Here is a 19,422-nt window from a genome sequence, read left to right as displayed (position 1 = left end):
ATGACCATAGCTGTTTATTCTGGAGAGATACCGAGTACCACGTTTATTGAACGGTTAATTAGTGGTTTAGTTGAGCATGGTCAACAACTTATTCTTTTTGGTATTAGACATGGCTCTAATCACTATTCGAATTCTGTTACAGTTGTTGGATATCGACATAATCGCTTTAGTAAAGCGTTGCATTTATTGAAGTTTACGCTATTGCTTCTTTTATTTAAACGTGATGCTAAACGTAGGCTTGATAGCTTTCTCAAAGCTTCGGACCGGTATACTCTTAATGACAAAGTAAAATGTTATCCTGTTTTGTGGCATCAACCTGAAATATTCCATTTGCAATGGGCTAAAGGTATTGCTGATTGGGCTTGGGTACAGGAATTTGGTATGAGATTGGTAGTTAGCCTACGCGGTGCCCATATTAATTATTCACCTGTTGCCAACACGAATCTTGCCGAGATATATCATCAAACCTTTCCGAAAGTTGATGCCTTTCATGCTGTATCTGAAGCCATTGCCAGGGAAGCTCAAAAATATGGTGCAGCAAAAGACCGCATACAGGTTGTTTATAGTGGTCTGGATATCCCAAATAGCGAGAGATTGTCTAAACACGCGAGTAACAGTACAGTATTTAGGTTGTTATCGGTTGGTCGTTCACATTGGAAGAAAGGCTACGTTTATGCATTGGATGCCTGTGCCATTCTTAAGGAGAATGGTTTCAAGTTTAAGTACACCATTATTGGTGGCAGTGATAGTATAGAATTATTATACCAGGTGCGCGATTTAGACCTTGAAGATTATGTGGATTTACTTGGGCAAGTCCCTTTTGATACTGTAAAAGCTCATATGACTGATGCGGATTTGTTATTATTGCCCAGTGTGGAAGAAGGTATTGCTAATGTGGTATTGGAAGCCATGTCCCTTGGAACTTTGGTTTTAAGTACAGACTGCGGCGGTATGACAGAAGTTATTGTGCCTGGTGTCAATGGATTTATTACTCCTGTGCGACATGTTGATCAAATGGCTGACAATATATTGGCTATAAGTAAATTAAGTGAAAGCGAGAAGGCTGTTATTCGAGATGTTGCCCACACAACCATACTTAAAAACCATAGAACGGGACTTATGGTACAGAACATGCTTCAAATTTACAAACATGCAACGAAAGAATAAAATAGGACTTGTATTGTCATCTCCGCCGGGTTATTCGGAAACCTTTTTTAGAAATAAAATACGAGGTCTTCAAGAACATGGTTATGAGGTAGTGCTATTTGTTGAAAATTTAGACCAGATACCAGACGATTTAAACTGCTCAATTTATGCGGCTTCTAATTTTAATGGTGGTATTGTTTTGAAAGTCATGACCTTTTTTGGCGTGTTAATTCGGTCTTTTATTTTTCATCCCATGCGAACTATGAAACTTTATCAATTAGATAAGGCTGATGGTGTTTCAATTACGAAAAGACTAAAGCATATTGTTCTCAATGCGTTTATCTTAAAACACCATGTAGATTGGCTTCATTTTGGGTTTGGTATGTTGGCAGTGAATCGTGAAAATGTAGCCCAGGCTATGCAGGCCAAAATGGCCGTGAGTTTTAGGGGGTTTGATTTGTACTTATCGCCTTTAAAACACCCCAACTGTTATGTGAACCTATTTCAAAAGGATGTGTATTACCATGTTTTATCTGAAGAGATGAAGGATGATTTAACGCATTATGGGATTAGGGATGAACGCATTTTCGTGATAACACCTGCCATTGATGTCTCTTTTTTTAAAAGACCCGAGGCGCTTATTAAAAATTCCGATCATACGCTTCAGATTATAACGGTTGCCAGACTGCATTGGAAAAAGGGACTGGAGTATACCTTGGAGGCTCTTGAAATTTTGAAAAAAACGGGTGTGACATTTCATTTTACTGTTGTAGGTACTGGAAGTGAGTATGAGCGTTTGGTGTTTGCAGCTTATCAACTGGATATTTTGGAACATATTACTTTTATAGGAAAAACCAGCCAAAAAGATATTAAGACCTATTTAGAAAATTCGGATATTTATTTACAATATAGTATTCAGGAGGGTTTTTGTAATGCTCTATTGGAAGCACAATCTATGGGTTTGTTATGCATATCCAGTGATGCAGAAGGTTTGTCTGAAAATATATTACACGAAGAAACGGGTTGGGTTGTTCCAAAACGACAGCCTAAATTATTGGCTCAAAAAATTCAAGAAGTTCAGTCACTATCTGATAGTCAAAAAGCTACCATTCGCCATAAGGCAGTCTCGAGAGTTCAAAATCAATTTAATTTAGAAAGGCAAGTGCAAGCTTTCTTGAGGCTTTACCAATTATAAGGTAATGGTTTTAGTAGTTATTGACGTTCAGGATTTTTTAGTGTAGCTTTACGGATTTTGAAACAACCTTAAGGCATTTTTATTTTTTAATTGCTGTATCGAGCAATTGCTTGTGGTTTTTTTAAAAACATAAGGAATTGTTGAGTATAACTCTTATTATTGTAGTATCAAATTTTAAAACCAAGTAATGACCTTATATGAATTCATGCGTTGGGCCACATTTCCATTAATGCCAACACATTTAAATGTTGTTAGAAAGGACTTAATACGTTTGGTGAAAGCGAAGGCCGGTTCGGGTAATGGTTTGCATATTTTGGATGTAGGAGGCCGGAAATCGCCATACACCATTAATTTAAACGCCCAAGTTACCATACTTGATATTCCTCAAGAAAGTGAAACCCAAGAACAACTCCATTTAGGTTTTACATCGGAGATGCCAACGTTTATAGAAACGAAGCGCAGTAATATTCAAGGGATGATTATTGAAGACATGACCCAATGTACCTTGGCTAGTGCCTCTTATGATGCCGTAGTGAGTGTTGAAGTTATTGAACACGTGGTTGAAGATGATATGTTTGTTAAGAATATATCAGATGTTTTAAAGAATGGTGGATGGGCTTACTTTACAACACCAAATGGTGATTTTATTAAAAATGAAGGTCCAGACAAAAATCCTGATCATGTTCGACATTACACCAAGCAAGAATTACAAACCTTGCTAGAAAAATACTTTACAAAAGTAGACGTGCACTATGCAGTAAAAACAGGAAAATATCGTGTTTGGGGTCTGCAGAGTTTTAAGAAAGGCAATCCTTTAACGCTATTTAAATCGGTAACAGGAAACATCATTAACAAGTTTCAGTCTCAAGGTGTTGAACACTCTTCTTATGGTACTGCGCATTTAATAGCCATTGCCTATAAATAAAGTAAATATTAAATTAGTGATTATAATACTTTTAAAAACTATTGAATGCAATTAAAAACAGCACTTAAGACTTTACTTTATAGTGTTAAAACTACTAAAAAGCCATTGGAGCATACTAGGCTTTGCGGTGTGCCTTTACAACTCTTAAGGGGAACTGTGAGACAGCAAGTTGATCAGGATGATGCCTGGTGGTTTTATTTGGCCAAAAATCACGATGTTATTTTTGATATTGGCTGTAATGTAGGTTATACTGCATTGCTGGCACTTATTCAGGATGCCAACAAACGAATGGTTTTAGTTGATCCCAATCCTGAAGCTTTGCAAATAGCGGCTCAAAATATCATAATGAATGGACTTGGAAATAGGGTACATTATGTTTCGGCATTTGTTGGGAATCAAGTAGACGAAACCGTTAAATTTTTTACTGTTGGTTCTGGAGCTGCAGGAAGCATGCATGCGTCCCATGCTCAAACAGCTTCGGCCATTAATTCTTATATTAATGTAAAAACTTTAACTCTGGATTTTTTGTTTAACTATTTTGACTTGGTTCCAGATTTGGTTAAGATTGATGTAGAAGGTGCTGAAACACTGGTCATGGAAGCATCTAAAAAACTAGCTCTTGGAACACAATGTAGTTTTTTTGTAGAAATGCATAATGTTGAAGGGTTGGGTATGGCAGGTGCTGTCCAAGTTATGTTAGATTGGTGTCAAGACATGCATTATAAAGCATGGTATCTAAAAACAGGACATGAGCTTGTTGATGTGGATGTTGTTAAAGGAAGAGGGAAATGTCATTTATTGTTGATGCCAGAAGCTAAAACTTATCCAGAATATTTAAAGCATGTTCAGCAGTATGGTGAACTTCCAAGCAGTGTCTGATGCCTTTTTTGTTTCTTAAATACTTACAACCCACCCATTATTTCCGGTTACACACAAAATCAGGTCTAACCATTTTTCCAAAATCAGAAAAACTTCCGGACCATGTGAAAGCATCTTTAGGGTTGGACCTTAATTATCAGTCCAAGCTCGCTCAAGATTATGATTTGTCATGGCGTGCCATACAATTAGGCTACATCGGTTCTTCGGAAGTTTATGAGGTGTTTGAGCCCCAATCGGTTAGGGATAATTATTATTTTATTAGAAAACATTTTCATTGGGCCTGGGTTCTTTTTGTTTTGATATTACGTTTGGTCTCGTTAAAAAATCCTATTCGGGAGTTTCGGGCATGGTTTAGTACCCGCAAACTTAAGGTTACTGATGCTGTATTTAAGCCATTGGAGCACTGGGATTGGGAACAGTTTCATTCTGATTTAATAGAGCGAAAACCTATGGTTAGTGTTATTGTTCCTACATTAAATCGTTACGATTATTTACGGCAGGTATTGCATGATTTTGAGCAGCAGGATTATCCTCATTTTGAATTGTTGGTCATTGATCAATCTGATGATTTTAATCCTGATTTTTATTTAGATTTTAATTTGGACATCAAACTTATCAGGCAAACAGAGAAAGCTCTTTGGCTTGCGCGCAATACTGGCGTTAAAATGGCTCAAGGAGAGTTTATTGCTCTTTCTGAAGATGATGTACGTATTAACAGGGATTGGATTTACAACCATCTAAAATGTTTAGATTTTTTCAAGGCCCAAGTATCGGCCGGTGTATTTTATCCAGAGGGTCAAGTGATTCCAAAAGGGCGTTCCTTTTTTGCTATTGGGTCTCAGTTTGCCACAGGTAATGCCATGCTTTATAAGTCTATTTTTAAAAGGGTTGGGCTTTTTGATAGACAATTTGAAAAGCAGCGTATGGGTGATGGCGAATTTGGGTTACGACTATATTTAGAGGAGATTAAAACGATTTCCAATCCAAAAGCTTGTTGTATTGATGTTAAAGCTGGAACTGGGGGATTGCGTGAAATGGGTAGCTGGGATGCTTTTAGACCATCTTCTTTTTTTGCACCCAGACCTATACCTAGTGTGCTTTACTATTTTAGACGTTATTACGGTGACGTTGCTGCTAAAATGGCTTTATTGCGTATGGTACCCTTGTCATTATTTCCTTATCAGTTTAAAAAGAATAAACCGTTGATGGTTGTAGGATTGATTGCCACCATACTTTTATTGCCAATTATTTGTTTTCAAGTCTTAAAATCATGGCATTTAGCTTCTAAAAAATTAAGAAAAGGCCCCTTAATTGAAAGCTTATGAGTTGCACTCTCAATAAACATATAGTCATTGTTACTTCGGAATTTCCGCCATTACCTGGAGGTATTGGAAACCACGCTTACCATTTAGCCTTACAGTTGTCAAAGAACCATTATATTGTTAAAGTCATTACAGACCAACGTTCAGAGTCTTATGAAGAGGAACTTCGTTTTGATAAGAATTTACCCTTTTCGGTGACACGTATTAGACTCAAGAAGTGGCGTTTTATAATGTATTTTAAAAGATTAATAAAAACTTTTAAACTCATTAAACACTATGACTTTGTGATAGCCACAGGAAAGTTTTCCCTTTGGAATGTAGCCTTTTGTAATTTTTTTTTAAAACGGCCATCACTTGCTGTTATACATGGTAGTGAAGTGAACTTGAAATCTCGTTTGTTGCGAACAACCACTAATATGTCGCTTAAACGATTTACTAATATTGTTGCTGTTTCACATTATACTAGAAGTTTGGTATTAGACTTGGGTAAGCCTATCAAAGTTATTCCCAACGGTATCAACTATGAAGCTTGGACATTTGATGGTTTTGAATCTATGACACTAGCAGGTAGTCCTGTTTTAACCACTGTAGGTCGTGTGAGCACTCGAAAAGGACAGTTGGAAGTCATCAAACTTTTACCAAAACTGATAGCAGATTTTCCGGAAATACACTATCATTGTATAGGTATCCCAACCGAAGCTGAATATTTTAAGGCTATAGCTAGGTCTTTGAGTGTTGAATCACATGTTACTTTTCATGGCGCTGTTAGTGAACATTATTTGAAAGCTGTGTTGTTAGCTACTGATGTATTTATAATGATGAGTACCGAAAGCCAAACGGGTGATGTTGAAGGATTCGGAATCGCTATACTTGAGGCTAACGCCATGGGGGTTCCAGCTATTGGAAGCAGAGGATGTGGTATTGAAGATACCATTAATGATGGTGTTACTGGTTTTTTAGTAGAGCCAGGTCATTATACGGCCTTGCGTGATTCTTTACGAACTATCTTGAATGAACGTGATAATTTATCTAGCAATGCACGAAAGTGGGCTTATGATCATCGATGGGAATCCGTAATACAGGATTATATAAAATTTTTAAGCCAAAATGATGAAGATTAAAAATGCCATTATTATCCATGGTCCCGGTAGAAGTGGTACCACTTTATTGAGTAGTATACTGTCTTTACATGAAGATTTGAGTTGGATATCGGGCTATGTTAATAAGTATCCCAATCATTTAGAGCTTACCTGTATTAATAAACTACAAAATTATTTGGGATTTGAAAAATTTAGCAGAAATATCCGTAGGATGCCCAGACCCTCTGAAGCCTATAATTTTTGGACCTATTATATTCCTGACTTTAATTCAGAAGTGATCCACCAAGTTGATCAAAACTCGGTAGATAATACTATTGCGGCCATAAATAAAATTCTCTATTTTTCTGGAAAGGATAGATTTGTAACCAAATTAACAGGTGACTCTCGATGGCAATATTTAGACGCTATTTTTGAAAATCCAATTGTGTTGTGGATTAATAGAAATCCCGAAGCTGTTATTATGTCTTACTATAAGAACAAATGGGGTTATAAAGATAATCATCAACTTTTTAACTCTAAAGAGAAGCAAGTACTTATTAAAGAATATTTTGACCGTTATAAGCACTATGTTGCCGAACGTGAACAGCTTAAACGTTTTTGTTTTTTCGAACTGCACTATGAAGATCTTGTTGATGACAATATTCAATTTTTTAAGCAGGTATGTGAACTAGTGAACCTTCCTTTCTCCAAACGTTTTGAATCGATAGTTACTAGTTGGGAGATTAGGAATGAGACAAACAAAGCATACTTGAAATTGTTGGAGGAAGACGATATTTTATATTTGAAATCCTTGGTTAAAACGTTATGAGGCTAACCATTATTTCGCATACGGAACATTTTATGAGACCTGATGGTGTTATTGTTGGTTTAGGTTCAACAGTTACGGAAATCAATCATCTTTTGGATGTTTTCGATACAATTACCCATGTCGCTATGTTGCATGAAGGAGAAGCGCCGCCAAGTGCTTTACCCTATATTTCAAATAACATCAGGTTTGTAGCACTTCCAGCGGTAGGAGGACCAAGAACAATAGATAAGTTGGGTATTTTGTTAAAAGCCCCAAAAATATTACAGATTGTTAAGACTGAAGTTAGAGCCAGCGACTATTTCCAATTTCGTGCCCCTACGGGTATAGGTGTATTTGTTATTCCCTATTTAATGTTTTTTGGTAAAACCAAAGGTTGGTTTAAATATGCAGGAAATTGGATACAATCATCACCTCCATTAGCCTACCGTTTTCAAAAATGGCTATTGACTAAACAGCATAGGCTTGTCACGATTAATGGAGTTTGGTCCAAACAACCAAAACATTGTTTGTCTTTTGAAAATCCTTGTTTGACAACTGATGACCTTAGGGCTGGAAACGTTTTAGTTAGTAAGAAAGAAAAGCGTCAAGGTGAGATTCAATTGTGTTTTGTTGGCCGATTGGAAGAAGCCAAGGGGATTGGATTCCTTATAGAAGCCATCAGGTCTCTTCATGATGAGGAAAAATCACAAATCAAACAAGTACATATAGTAGGCGATGGTAAACAAAAGTTCAATTATTTAGAATTAGCCAAAGAAGTGGGTGTTAGGTTTAAGTTTTATGGGGTTTTATCTAGAAAGGAAGTTCATGACATTTACAAGGTGTCCCATGCTATTATTTTACCTTCGGCTTCAGAAGGGTTTCCAAAAGTTATAGCGGAAGCTATGAATTATGGATGTTTACCTATTGTTTCAAATGTTTCCTCGATAGGTCATTATATTAAACATCAAAAAAATGGATTTTTATTACGTTCTATTGATTCTGAAGGGACCTGTATGGCTATACAAGAGTTCTTGAAATTATCAAATCAGGATTATTCTTTAATGACTCAATATGGGATTCGTGAAATAAATGTATTTAGTTATCCTTATTATAATTCCAGAATTTCAAATGACATTTTATAAAAATTCTTGTAATTTGCTCTCGAGTTAAGAATATGCGCTGACTCTTGCTTATAACAATCTCTATGGTTGAATCTATTAATCTTATTATTGGTAAGAAATCCAAAAAATGTTTGTTTGACAAGCATCATGATTTTAAAATTACTATTGATTCTTCTTTTCTGGAATCAAGGTCTTGCACTATTGAAATTGTATTTAATTGTGACATTATCCAATTTCGAAATCATGATTATACCTGGGTAGCCGTTACAAAAAACCATATAGCCAATTGGCATTCCCCAAAAATCATAAAACTTGAAAATAACCAACTTATACAAGCAAATCAACAGTTGGGTGTTTGGGAGGTTGATGCTTCACAAAAACATATCCTTTTATGGCATCTTAATCCGCGATACTCCAAACCTTTGGCGCAATACGATCTTGACAATTCTAAGCGCATTGTTGATGGATTCCATATTGATGCTTTAACTACTTCTTTGGGATTGTTGTTTGTTAAAGACTATGGTATTGAAATCAGTCGCTCACAAGTGCCTTTTTCAGCAGTCACCTGTTTTACCGATCATTGTGATTTTGACTCTGTTGAAAACTTGAAACAACAACGGGCATTTTTTAAGAAATATCAAGTAAAGCTGACCAAAGGATTTTTTTTAAATCACTACTCTAAACATGATTTTTCTGCCTCCTACGAACATCATTCTGAAGAATATAAAAAATGGCTAGATGATGGTCATGAATTAGCCTATCATTCTTTTTCACAGTCTATAAAACCCATATCTGACAGTCTGAATGACTTTCAGAATTTCAAACAAGTATTGCCTTCAATTTCTACGTACATCGATCATGGTTTTCAGCCTTACAATGTTTCTCTTTATAAAAACTACGAACAAATTAACAATGATTATGGAACTGTTTTAAATGAACGGGGCGTCAAAAACCTATGGAATTATGTTGATACTGGTACCGCAGTTAAAGGGGTTATCAACCAAATAAACCCGAACCAATTTACTTTAGATACTTTTAGGCGCGGGATTGCTGATTTAGATTGGAAGACCCGTCAATCTATGTTCATAAAAAACACCATATTCCATTATTTTAATAACGACTATAGTTTGCACTTATATCGCTTTATCGCTCGGTATTTTAAAACGATAGGTAGGAAAAAATCCTTTAGTAAACACTTGCAATTATTTAAAAATGGATTAAAGGTAATTAGGCTTTTTATACCTATACTGTTTTTTTGGCAGAAAAGAAAGCATAGTATTTATCCGCTCGCTAAATTTTCACCTGTAATTTTCAAGCATGATATTACGGGCAAATCCTTTACTGTTTTCCAAACTTTAGAGATGATTGATTTTAAATTGGGTTTATGCCAGAACAATCTTGATTTATTGATTGCAGAACGTGGTTTGTTTATTGCTCATACCTATTTTTCTGCACCTATGAATTATCATCAAGGAAAATTATTTGGAAAAGTAGATGAAATTGATGCCCAAGTAGAGAAGAATTTTGATTACCTATCCCAAAAGATTCGTTCAAAAGAAATATGGAATCCAACCTTGACTGAACTTATTCATTATTTGAGACAAATGGAAACTATTGTTTTTGATTGTGACTCGGAGGGACAACTTATTGTTCATCATCAAAACCAATTAAAAACACGTAAAGTAAGCTAATGGAATTTATTTTTACCAAAGAAAGAAGATGGCTGGAACTATGGGATTTATTTGTGTTAGATAATCCTAAAGGAAGTCATTTAATACTTTCCAGTTGGTTGGCATCTTATGATTCTTATGGGTTTGATTATGAAGTTGGTGTTATTGTGAAAAATGGTGTTATAGTTGGGGGGTGTGGGATAGTAATCCCCAAATTTTTCGTCTTTAAATTCTATATAATTCCTCATGGCCCCCTATTTAGTGATGATTACGAAGTTGATGACGGGTATTTTTTTGGTAGCCTTGAACAACGGGCTAGAGCAAGAGGTTGTTGTTACATACAAATAAGCGCCCCCTTATCTACTAACAAGAAAATTACGACATTTTCTTATGAATCCAATGTTGGAACTAGAATAGAAAAGTTTTATAAGCCAGGTAAGTTTTTTCAATATGTCTACGCATCCTACGGATTAAATTGGGTAGATTTTGGAACCCATTGCTCTGCTGAAGACTTTTTGAACGGTTTAACTCCCAAAGTCAGACGAAATATTAGAATGCCCTATAATAAAGGTGCTGAAGCAATATTTGTTAAGGATGAAGCTTCCATTGCAAAAGGATACGAACTTATTATTGAAAACGCTAAAACTGGTAATTATCAAGTTCGCCCTTTTGAAGCTTTTAAGGAGACCATTTTAGATTTGATTAATAAGGAACAAGCCTATTTCGTTGTGTGTAAAGTTGATGGTATTCCCAAAGCGGCTGGTTTTTTTGTGGAAACTAAGGGATTCATAACGAATATTATGGGTGGTGTGTTGCGGGAAAAACCTGATATCAAACTAGGATATATGCTTCAATGGGAACTCATTAAAAAATCTTTTGAAAAAGGGTTTAGTGGTTACAATATATCTATGGGTGGTTCATTAGGAGTTCAAGATTTTAAATCGAAATTTGGAGCCGAAGCCATTTTTTATGATGAGCCTCATTATCATTTGATATTAAACCCTATTTATTTTAGGCTATTCAAATTTTTTGATAAATATATGAAACCTCATAAAGGAAAAATATCAAAATTATTAAGCTATTTAAAATGATGAAGCAGTTGTTAAGGAAGTTTCGTATTGTAGATATTGATGTATTCATTTATCGTATGACAGATTTTAAAGTGTTTTCTTTAACAAAAATTTCTTATGATATACAGTCCGAGCAATATGCTCATAAAACGCGCTTTTTTATTAAGGATTTAGATCAGTTGGTTCATGAAAGCTATGTGTACAAGCGTGTTTATTTATTAAAATCTATTGGAAAAATAGGGCCTGTAATAGGGGACTGTTTTACTAGCAAAGCCTACAGAGGTCAATCTATTTACCCTTTTGTTATCAATAGCATTGCCGAAAAGCTTTTGCGTGAAGATTATCAAGAGGTGTTTGTAGTCGTTAACCAATCCAATGCAAGTTCTATTAAAGGGATTGAAAAAGCAGGTTTTTGTAAGTTCGCGTCTATAAAAGCCACTCGATGGTTATGGTTTTATTTTAAGCGACAGGTTATTTATTATGATTAATTTTTAAAAATATATGAAACTAAAATTCACAACTACCTTTAAAATACTAATTTCTAAACTGTTACCAGATTCAGAAAAGTTACGCTATCTATTTTGGTTGCCTAAATTACATACTTTTCATAGAAAGTATGGCAGACAGAGTACTGTTTTAAAGAGTAGAAAACAATTATACCAGTTTGTTAATAGCTATATTTCCAATGAGGCCATTACCTACTGTGAGTTTGGTGTTTTTCAGGGTGCTAGCATAAGATATTGGGCGCAAATAAATGATCATGTTGATTCAAGGTTTTTTGGATTTGATACGTTTAGTGGTTTACCTGAAAGTTGGAATAATTTTACTGGTGGTTTAGAGAAGGGTACATTTGATACCAAAGGACTAGTACCCGATATTAAAGATGATCGGGTATCATTTTATAAGGGTCTATTTCAGGATACCTTGCCAGATTTTCTTTTGGGATATCAGTCAGATAAGCTTTTAGTGATTAATATTGATGCTGATTTATATTCTTCGACTCTTTTTGTTTTGACCATGGGACATAAAATACTAAAAAAGGGATCTGTTATTCTTTTTGATGAATTTTCCAGTGTATTACATGAATTTCGAGCGTTTGAAGATTATTGTGCTGCCTATGGTGTTTGTTTTGAAGTCATAGCTTATACAAAGTCTAAGAAAAGCTATTATTCTCATGTAGCGATTAAAATATTATAGAAACTAGCATGAAACTTGTATTAGTTGTTGGTTTAGAATGATTCAAAATATTGATTTTAGGCATATTAAAAAAAAGGTTACATTTAACAATTTATATTAAATGATATTTAAAAAACTAATTTGGGCGATTAAACGACATCCGTTTTTATATTTAACACGGTTTAGATTGCTTTCTAAAAATTCGAGTATAGATGCAATTGAAACTGTAACTTATAATAATGTGAATCCCAAATCAGAAATTCCTGACTATTTTAAGGAGGTCAATTCCCGCATTTTTGAAAATAATAAACCCCTTAATGACTCGGAAATAGTCAAACAAATAGGAGTTTGGTTAAAAAGTCATATTAAAGGAGGTTCTGGTTTGAGCGTGCCTTCAGAACAAGCTTTAAAGGTTATGTTAGATGGACTAGGTGGTGTTTGTAGTGATCGCGCTCAGGTTTTTAATAATTTTTGTGTTTTAAATGATATTGAAGTTAGAGAGTGGGGTACTACTAGAGGCCCTTATGATAATGCTTATGGGGGGCACTCTTTTAATGAGGTTTTTTGTAAAGATCTTAATAAGTGGGTTTTAATAGATATATCCTATTGTATTATGTTTTATCATAAGAATGATGAACCGCTATCGGTTATAGATCTTTATAAGAAATTGAGAAATGGACATGAAGTTATTTATAAGGCATTTGATCCATCATTTAAAATAGATCCGACTCGGATTAATCGAAATTACTTAAATGTTGATACCATTCCTTTTTTAGTTTGTAATTATTCTAATAAAGTCTACGATAAGTATTTGAAAGCATTGGGGCCTTATCTTCCTGTTTTTATAATCCACTTTATCATTTTTATGGTTGGTAAGAGTTATTTTTATCGCTTCCCATTGGATGATTACCATAAAATATTTGGTTAGCCGATAATATTATATATGTCAATTATAAAATTTGTAATCTCTTTTTTTATTAAGATATCATATATTTACTGAAATAATTTTCTTAATTCAACCTTGTTTAAACAGAATATTACCTACATAACAGCCGTTGTTTTTCATGCTTGTATTGGTGTGCTTATTTATTTGAATGAAAGTCTTTCAAAGGTTTACTTTTTTTTAGCGCTGTTTTATTTTTCGTATAGAATAATTATGTCTGCCAATCATCGAAAAACTCAAGAAGTTTTATTGGCTTGTGCATATTTTGTAGGAGCTGAAGTATTTTTTAGAACCACCCGAGGAGCTATATCCTATGAAGCCGGTAAGTATTTGGTTATTCTATTTATCATAATGGGGATGTTTTATAAAGGCTTATCGGGTAAAGGGTACCCTTACTTTCTTTATTTAATGTTTCTAGTACCTTCAGTTTTTGTGGCTTCTACCACCTTGAGTTTTGATGTTAATTTTCGTACTAATATTGCGTTTGTATTAAGTGGGCCCGTGTGTTTAGGAGTCGCAGCCCTATTTTGTTATGACAAGAAGGTTAGTTTTGATGAAATGTCTCAAATATTGTTGTACATGGTTTTGCCAATAATAACTCATACTGCGTATGTATATTTATATACTCCTAATTTGGAAGAAGTACTTACCAGTGCTGTATCCAATAGGGAAGCAGCAGGCGGTTTTGGTGCCAATCAAGTAGCAGGTATTTTAGGTTTAGGTATGTTTATTATGGCTATCCGACTCTTTACCAAATCGCCTTCATTTCGGCTGAAAATAATAAATGCCTTACTTTTGGGCCTGATTTCCTTTAGAGCCATTACAACTTTAAGTCGGGGAGGCGTTATAACGGCAATAGCATCTATTTTAGTTTTCTCGTTTTTTTATTACATCCAAGTCAGTTCTAAAAAGCGAAATGATATTATAGGAATATTTGCTCTATTTTGTATTAGTCTCACCATAACTTGGTTTGTAAGTGCTAGTCAAACAGGGGGATTGACAAATTTACGTTATGCTAACAAAGACCATTTGGGCAGAGAAAGAGAAGACCTTACTACAGGTAGAGGTGAGTTGTTTGCTCATGAAATGGAGGGCTTTATCACTAACCCTTTTTTTGGCATAGGTTCGAGTAGAGCCAAAGATCAACGTATTGAAATAGAGGGGCAAGGTGTAACTTCGCACAGTGAGTTTAGTAGGACATTAGCAGAGCATGGTATGTTTGGAGTTGTCATATTGATTATTCTATTGTTTAAGCCATTGGACATACGTGTTAAGAATAAAAGAAATTATTATTTTTTCGCTTTTATGGCTTTTTGGTTTTTAACCATAAATCATATGTCGATGCGGATAGCCATGCCAGCTTTTATATATGCTTTAGCTCTTTTACAAGTAACTAATGATAAACGTTCTATATATAGGAAACAAATTAAGCCTCAAACGGTCTAATATTTCAGCTATAAGTATTCTAGGACCTTTACTAGAGACTTCAGGTTATAAACTACAATATGCATCAACTAAAGCTAACAAGTTTTTAAGATTAGTTGATATGATTTGGGCCTGTTTTATGATGCGAAAAAAAGTTGATTTTGTAATTATTGACACCTATAGTACCCAAAATTTCTACTTTGCATTTATTCTGAGTCAATTGTGCAGGTTGTTAAAATTGAAATATATTCCTATTCTACATGGTGGCAATTTGGAAAACCGTTTGCGTAATACACCAAAACTTTCAGGGCTGTTATTTAATCACTCAAGAGTTAATGTAGCACCTTCTTTATTCATTAAGTCGGTTTTTGAATCGTATGGTTATTCTCAAATAGTGTATATACCCAATACTTTGGAGATTCAAAAATATCCATTTGAAGAACGCCCCATTAAAACCATAAAGATGCTTTGGGTACGGTCATTTTCATCTATTTATAACCCCTTATTAGCAGTAAAAATTTTAAAACAATTGCAAGAAAAAGGCTTTGATTCTGAATTATGTATGGTTGGTCCTGATTCAGGTGATGGTAGTTTTCAGGACGTAAAGCAATTGGCCTTTGAGTTGGGTGTTTCTGTTTTATTTCCCGGTAAATTAAGTAAAACCGAGTGGATAGCATTAGCCAAAGACTATAATATATTTATTAATACGACCAATTTTGACAATATGCCTGTTAGCGTTTTAGAGGTTATGGCCCTTGGTTTGCCGGTAGTATCAACTAATGCGGGTGGGATGCCTTACTTGATTGGAAATGGTATTGATGGTTTTTTGGTTCCAAAAGATGATAAGATGGCTTTTGTGAATGCAATTATAAAACTCTATTCAGAACCTCATTTAGTTAGTGACCTTGTAATAAATGCCAGAAAAAAAGTTGAACAATTGGATTGGGAAATTGTAAAATATCAATGGTTTGATATTCTCAAATAATCTTTAAATACTTTTGGTTGAGTTCATCAACTTCAGAAATCTCTCTTTTTTCTAAAAATAGCTTGCCCCAAACTTCAAACATGGCTATTAAAGCTATATGGTAAGGTTTACTGTTATTTATCATGTAGTCAATTTGATAATTAGTGAGTTGAAATAAATTTGAAAAAACACCATTGTGTAGAAATTTATTTTCAACCCGCATATCTCGCGTGCCGTATAAAGGGAAACCGTTTTTCTTCTTACGATAAAGCGATTCAGGCAAACTCTTTTCTCCCAGTTTTCTTACTATATGTTTATCAGTTAAAAAGGGGTGTTTATAGTTATGGAATCGTTTTGTTCGACCAATCTTAAATTTTGTTGGTAAGTTTAAAGCAAAAGCCATCACTGATTCATCTAAAAAAGGAAATCTAGATTCAATACTATGCATCATGCCCATTCTATCATTTCTCCACAACAATGATACTATACCTTCATTAATCATTTGAATAGAAAGATATTGCTCTACTTGGTCTTTATTTTTCAGAAAGCCATATGCTTCTAAACCTTCTTCTCTTAACAACTGACGAGAGAAGCCTTGAGTAGCCAGTTGGAACAATTGTGTTAACCCAGTTGATCCTTCAGAACTATTCATATATCGTTTTAGGGTAGGGATAACACTATATATTTTATCTAACATCGAGTAAGGAGTCCGGATGATTTTATTGTAACGTCTAGTTAGCAATCTTGGATAACCTAAAAACAGTTCGTCTGCACCTTCACCCGTTAAAACAGCTTTAACTTTATGTTCTCTCGCTAATTGAGAAACATTAGAAAAAGGTAAGGCATTGAAATGTACCGTTATGGGTGACTCATAATGCCAAGTAACATGAGCTAGGTCCCTAATCCCCATACTCTTTTCAAAATCATAGTGAAATAAATCTCTATTTAGATGTTTAGCTACTTTTTGAGCATCTGAAAATTCAGAATACTTTCCTAAAATATTAGCCGTAAATAATTTTAGATCAGATTGATGCTTGGATGCATGAGAGGCTATCAAACTAGAATCTATGCCTCCACTTATAAATGCTCCCATTGGGGCATCGCTAATTAATAATTGTTTTACTGCTTTATCAAAGATAGTTTCGAATTCGGATGTGACATCCTTAATGCTCAAATTGTTTAAACGATTGTATTCCTTCTCGTTTACATAAGAATTTATTGAAAAATATTGAACCTTTTGAATGGAAGAATTTTCTACTTTCACAAAATGTCCAGGTGATAATGTGAAAAGATTCTTCCAGAGTGTTTTATGTCTTGATTTTTCTGCTATCCCTCCAATGGATGAAAATAACATTTGAATAGAATCTGGATCAAATTCTGCAACTTTATGAATAGCTTTTAATTCGGATGAGAACCATAAACAATTGTTTTTGTCAACCCCGTAAAATAATGGTTTGATTCCAATCTTGTCTCTAACCAAATAAAGCTTATCTTGTTTTTTATTGTACCAAGCAAAGGCAAACATTCCTTGAATTTTAGATAAAGTTTTCTCAATGCCATGATATATTAAATAATGAAAAAGTACTTCGGTATCAGAAGTGGATTTGTAATTAATATTTGGTAAATCTTTCTTTAGATCTAAAAAATTATAAACCTCACCATTGTATATTAATACGTAGTCTTCATTTTCAAAAGGCTGTTTTCCATTATCGGATAGATCCAACAAACTAAGTCGATTGTGAGCTAAACCAATATGATTGTTGTAGAATATTCCACTTGAGTCGGGCCCTCTGTGCGATTGTGTTCGGAGCATATTATGGAGTACACTATGATCTACTTGTTGTCTATTAAGATTATAAAACCCCGAAATACCGCACATTTTTTTTTATTTGATTGTAAACAAATATACTGTTAAGTGATTAAACAAGCTATACTTTATTTTTTGTATTTCTAGATTTATTTATGATAGCTTCGATGTCTAAATAATAGTGATATGATTATGTTTACTTTACTTATTATTTTACTTTTGACATTATTGTTAACAACCAATGGCCAAGCAAGACATACATTTTAATATTTCAGAGCGAAAAATTTTGCTTCGCATTATGGACATTGCTTGCACGCTTTTGTGCCTATATTGGGTGGGGTATGGTTTTGATTTTGACTATTTCTATATAACAAAGGAAAACTGGACTTGGGTTTTGGTACTCATAGTGTATATTTCAGTATTTGGAACTGTTTTTGAACTCTATGATTTGCAAAAAGCAGGCAGATTGGAGTCGGTGCTACCCAATATCATTCTGACAGTATCCATTACGGTTCTCTTTTATTTATTAACACCATGGTTAACTCCTTTGTTACCAGATAATCGTTTGCAAATTCTCTATTTCTTTCTAGCCATACTTGTAGCCATTAGTATTTGGCGTTTTGTTTACATGACGTTTATTACGTCACCAAGGTTTTATAAAAAAGTCTTGATTGTTGGTGAAACTTCTAATATCGAAATTATTGTTGAAGCTTTTAAAAATTCGGATCCCAACTACAAGATTGTTGGATTTATCAATTGTGAAGAAACACGACCCAATAGTGTTAAGTATAAAGGTATTTTAGAGTATAGTCCAGATGAAATTCATAGTGTTATTAAAAAGGAAAATATTTCGGAAATCATCGTGGCTAGTTATAATGCTGAAACGATTACACCTGAGATTTACCACGATTTAATTGTGCTTTTAGAGCGTGGATTTCCTATTAAAGAATATACTCAAGTTTATGAAGACATAACTTATAGAGTACCTGTTCAATTTGTGGGTAAAGATTTCTATAAGTACTTTCCGTTTAGTAGGAGCAATCAAAATAAATTATACTTGTTTTTTCATAGGTTGTTTGATTTGTTATTTTCTTTAACTGGTGTGATAATTGGTTTGCTGCTCATTCCATTTATATTTTTGGGAAATTTATTGGCTAATCGTGGTCCCTTGTTTTATTTACAAGAACGTGTCGGTAAAAACGGAGAAGTTTTTAGTATCATAAAGTTTAGAACTATGGTTGTGAATGCTGAAAAAGAAGGGGCGGTTTGGGCTACAAAAAATGATCATCGCGTAACGCCTTTTGGTAAGTTTTTAAGACGCTCCAGATTTGATGAAATACCACAATTCTTAAATATTCTCAAAGGGGATATGAGTTTGATTGGTCCGCGACCAGAGCGACCTTATTTTGTAAAAGAACTCTCGCAAGTTATACCATTTTATGAAACGCGACATATCATTAAACCAGGGCTTACTGGTTGGGCGCAAGTTAAAGTAAGATATGGTTCTACTGTAGAAGATAGTCTGTTAAAATTACAGTATGATTTATACTACATAAAGCACAGAAGTTTCTTTTTGGATGCTAACGTCATTGTTAAGACTTTGAGTACGATGATATTCTTTAGGGGGCAGTAGTTGGTTGGTGGTTTTTAGTTGGTAGATTAGAGACTAGAATATAGACACTAGAGTATAGACTGGAAGGAGATTAAACGCCTCTTTCTTTACCTGCGTTATCACTTCGGTAAATTCGTTCTCCTCTTTCACTAAAGAGAGGAACTTGGATAGTTATAATGTAATTAACATACGGCTCTTCCCTTTAGATAAAGGGAGGTGGCTTAAGCTTTTTAGTAAAAAAAGATTTAGACGGAGGGTTTGAAAAGTAGACATGCGTTTA

Annotated in this window: 17 protein-coding genes; 16 read left to right on the top strand and 1 reads right to left on the bottom strand. The window is 34.3% G+C overall.

Features of this window, described 5'->3' with window-relative positions:
- The 15 genes from C1T31_RS13405 (at nt 1) to C1T31_RS13335 (ending at nt 15,744) form a co-directional block, all read left to right on the top strand.
- Complete coding sequence (locus C1T31_RS13405) at nt 1–1,167, top strand: glycosyltransferase (protein WP_103053030.1); 1,167 nt, start codon at nt 1–3, stop codon at nt 1,165–1,167.
- Nucleotides 1,151–2,341: a glycosyltransferase family 4 protein gene (locus C1T31_RS13400; RefSeq protein ID WP_165780114.1), complete on the top strand. Its 1,191-nt coding sequence runs from the start codon at nt 1,151–1,153 to the stop codon at nt 2,339–2,341. Before C1T31_RS13405 ends, C1T31_RS13400 begins: the two co-directional genes overlap by 17 nt.
- Nucleotides 2,342–2,528: 187 nt before the next feature.
- A complete protein-coding gene (locus tag C1T31_RS13395) occupies nt 2,529–3,266 on the top strand; it encodes a class I SAM-dependent methyltransferase (protein WP_103053028.1) in 738 nt (245 codons plus the stop codon).
- 45 nt (nt 3,267–3,311) lie between these two features.
- On the top strand, nt 3,312–4,145 hold the full coding sequence (locus C1T31_RS13390; RefSeq protein WP_103053027.1) for an FkbM family methyltransferase: 834 nt from the start codon (nt 3,312–3,314) through the stop codon (nt 4,143–4,145).
- Complete coding sequence (locus C1T31_RS13385; RefSeq protein WP_103053026.1) at nt 4,145–5,470, top strand: glycosyltransferase family 2 protein; 1,326 nt, start codon at nt 4,145–4,147, stop codon at nt 5,468–5,470. Before C1T31_RS13390 ends, C1T31_RS13385 begins: the two co-directional genes overlap by 1 nt.
- A complete protein-coding gene (locus tag C1T31_RS13380; protein ID WP_103053025.1) occupies nt 5,467–6,588 on the top strand; it encodes a glycosyltransferase family 4 protein in 1,122 nt (373 codons plus the stop codon). Before C1T31_RS13385 ends, C1T31_RS13380 begins: the two co-directional genes overlap by 4 nt.
- Entirely contained in the window at nt 6,575–7,375 is an 801-nt protein-coding gene (locus C1T31_RS13375) for a sulfotransferase family protein (protein ID WP_103053024.1), read from the top strand. Before C1T31_RS13380 ends, C1T31_RS13375 begins: the two co-directional genes overlap by 14 nt.
- Nucleotides 7,372–8,496, top strand: coding sequence for a glycosyltransferase (locus tag C1T31_RS13370; RefSeq protein WP_103053023.1), 1,125 nt, complete (start codon nt 7,372–7,374; stop codon nt 8,494–8,496). Before C1T31_RS13375 ends, C1T31_RS13370 begins: the two co-directional genes overlap by 4 nt.
- Nucleotides 8,497–8,558: 62 nt before the next feature.
- Nucleotides 8,559–10,166 carry a hypothetical protein gene (locus C1T31_RS13365; protein ID WP_123912682.1) on the top strand — a complete coding sequence of 536 codons (1,608 nt, stop codon included), beginning with the start codon at nt 8,559–8,561 and terminating at the stop codon, nt 10,164–10,166.
- On the top strand, nt 10,166–11,236 hold the full coding sequence (locus C1T31_RS13360; protein ID WP_103053021.1) for a lipid II:glycine glycyltransferase FemX: 1,071 nt from the start codon (nt 10,166–10,168) through the stop codon (nt 11,234–11,236). Before C1T31_RS13365 ends, C1T31_RS13360 begins: the two co-directional genes overlap by 1 nt.
- Entirely contained in the window at nt 11,233–11,703 is a 471-nt protein-coding gene (locus C1T31_RS13355; protein WP_123912681.1) for a hypothetical protein, read from the top strand. The genes C1T31_RS13360 and C1T31_RS13355 overlap by 4 nt, the downstream gene beginning before the upstream one ends.
- A gap of 13 nt (nt 11,704–11,716) precedes the next feature.
- Nucleotides 11,717–12,412 (top strand): TylF/MycF/NovP-related O-methyltransferase, encoded by a 696-nt coding sequence (locus tag C1T31_RS13350; RefSeq protein WP_103053019.1) that lies wholly within the window; start codon nt 11,717–11,719, stop codon nt 12,410–12,412.
- 100 nt (nt 12,413–12,512) lie between these two features.
- On the top strand, nt 12,513–13,319 hold the full coding sequence (locus tag C1T31_RS13345; RefSeq protein ID WP_103053018.1) for a hypothetical protein: 807 nt from the start codon (nt 12,513–12,515) through the stop codon (nt 13,317–13,319).
- A 228-nt stretch (nt 13,320–13,547) separates the two neighbouring features.
- Nucleotides 13,548–14,780, top strand: a complete 1,233-nt coding sequence (locus tag C1T31_RS13340; protein WP_243398956.1) for an O-antigen ligase family protein — start codon at nt 13,548–13,550, stop codon at nt 14,778–14,780.
- Nucleotides 14,731–15,744, top strand: a complete 1,014-nt coding sequence (locus tag C1T31_RS13335; protein WP_103053017.1) for a glycosyltransferase family 4 protein — start codon at nt 14,731–14,733, stop codon at nt 15,742–15,744. Before C1T31_RS13340 ends, C1T31_RS13335 begins: the two co-directional genes overlap by 50 nt.
- Here C1T31_RS13335 and asnB read toward each other — a convergent pair.
- The gene (gene asnB, locus C1T31_RS13330) at nt 15,737–17,602 is read right to left on the bottom strand and encodes an asparagine synthase (glutamine-hydrolyzing) (RefSeq protein ID WP_103053016.1); all 1,866 of its coding nucleotides are present in this window, start codon (nt 17,600–17,602) and stop codon (nt 15,737–15,739) included. The two genes, C1T31_RS13335 and asnB, sit on opposite strands and share 8 nt — an antisense overlap.
- Nucleotides 17,603–17,771: 169 nt before the next feature.
- Between asnB and C1T31_RS13325 the strand changes: the two genes are divergently transcribed.
- Nucleotides 17,772–19,163: a sugar transferase gene (locus C1T31_RS13325; RefSeq protein WP_103053015.1), complete on the top strand. Its 1,392-nt coding sequence runs from the start codon at nt 17,772–17,774 to the stop codon at nt 19,161–19,163.
- The last annotated feature ends 259 nt before the right edge of the window (nt 19,164–19,422 follow it).

This window comes from Hanstruepera neustonica, assembly GCF_002895005.1.
In the GTDB taxonomy this organism is placed as follows: domain Bacteria; phylum Bacteroidota; class Bacteroidia; order Flavobacteriales; family Flavobacteriaceae; genus Hanstruepera; species Hanstruepera neustonica.
This window is presented reverse-complemented; position numbering and strand designations above follow the sequence as displayed.

What these genes read in the sequence shown, in the direction of transcription:
- C1T31_RS13345 (WP_103053018.1), top strand. Translation starts at nt 12,513, where the DNA reads ATGATATTTAAAAAACTAATTTGGGCGATTAAACGACATCCGTTTTTA.
- C1T31_RS13365 (WP_123912682.1), top strand. Translation starts at nt 8,559, where the DNA reads ATGGTTGAATCTATTAATCTTATTATTGGTAAGAAATCCAAAAAATGT.
- C1T31_RS13385 (WP_103053026.1), top strand. Translation starts at nt 4,145, where the DNA reads ATGCCTTTTTTGTTTCTTAAATACTTACAACCCACCCATTATTTCCGG.
- C1T31_RS13405 (WP_103053030.1), top strand. Translation starts at nt 1, where the DNA reads ATGACCATAGCTGTTTATTCTGGAGAGATACCGAGTACCACGTTTATT.
- C1T31_RS13340 (WP_243398956.1), top strand. Translation starts at nt 13,548, where the DNA reads ATGTCTGCCAATCATCGAAAAACTCAAGAAGTTTTATTGGCTTGTGCA.
- C1T31_RS13400 (WP_165780114.1), top strand. Translation starts at nt 1,151, where the DNA reads ATGCAACGAAAGAATAAAATAGGACTTGTATTGTCATCTCCGCCGGGT.
- C1T31_RS13380 (WP_103053025.1), top strand. Translation starts at nt 5,467, where the DNA reads ATGAGTTGCACTCTCAATAAACATATAGTCATTGTTACTTCGGAATTT.
- C1T31_RS13335 (WP_103053017.1), top strand. Translation starts at nt 14,731, where the DNA reads ATGATAAACGTTCTATATATAGGAAACAAATTAAGCCTCAAACGGTCT.
- asnB (WP_103053016.1), bottom strand. Translation starts at nt 17,602, where the DNA reads ATGTGCGGTATTTCGGGGTTTTATAATCTTAATAGACAACAAGTAGAT.
- C1T31_RS13375 (WP_103053024.1), top strand. Translation starts at nt 6,575, where the DNA reads ATGATGAAGATTAAAAATGCCATTATTATCCATGGTCCCGGTAGAAGT.
- C1T31_RS13325 (WP_103053015.1), top strand. Translation starts at nt 17,772, where the DNA reads ATGGCCAAGCAAGACATACATTTTAATATTTCAGAGCGAAAAATTTTG.
- C1T31_RS13370 (WP_103053023.1), top strand. Translation starts at nt 7,372, where the DNA reads ATGAGGCTAACCATTATTTCGCATACGGAACATTTTATGAGACCTGAT.
- C1T31_RS13390 (WP_103053027.1), top strand. Translation starts at nt 3,312, where the DNA reads ATGCAATTAAAAACAGCACTTAAGACTTTACTTTATAGTGTTAAAACT.
- C1T31_RS13350 (WP_103053019.1), top strand. Translation starts at nt 11,717, where the DNA reads ATGAAACTAAAATTCACAACTACCTTTAAAATACTAATTTCTAAACTG.
- C1T31_RS13360 (WP_103053021.1), top strand. Translation starts at nt 10,166, where the DNA reads ATGGAATTTATTTTTACCAAAGAAAGAAGATGGCTGGAACTATGGGAT.
- C1T31_RS13355 (WP_123912681.1), top strand. Translation starts at nt 11,233, where the DNA reads ATGATGAAGCAGTTGTTAAGGAAGTTTCGTATTGTAGATATTGATGTA.
- C1T31_RS13395 (WP_103053028.1), top strand. Translation starts at nt 2,529, where the DNA reads ATGACCTTATATGAATTCATGCGTTGGGCCACATTTCCATTAATGCCA.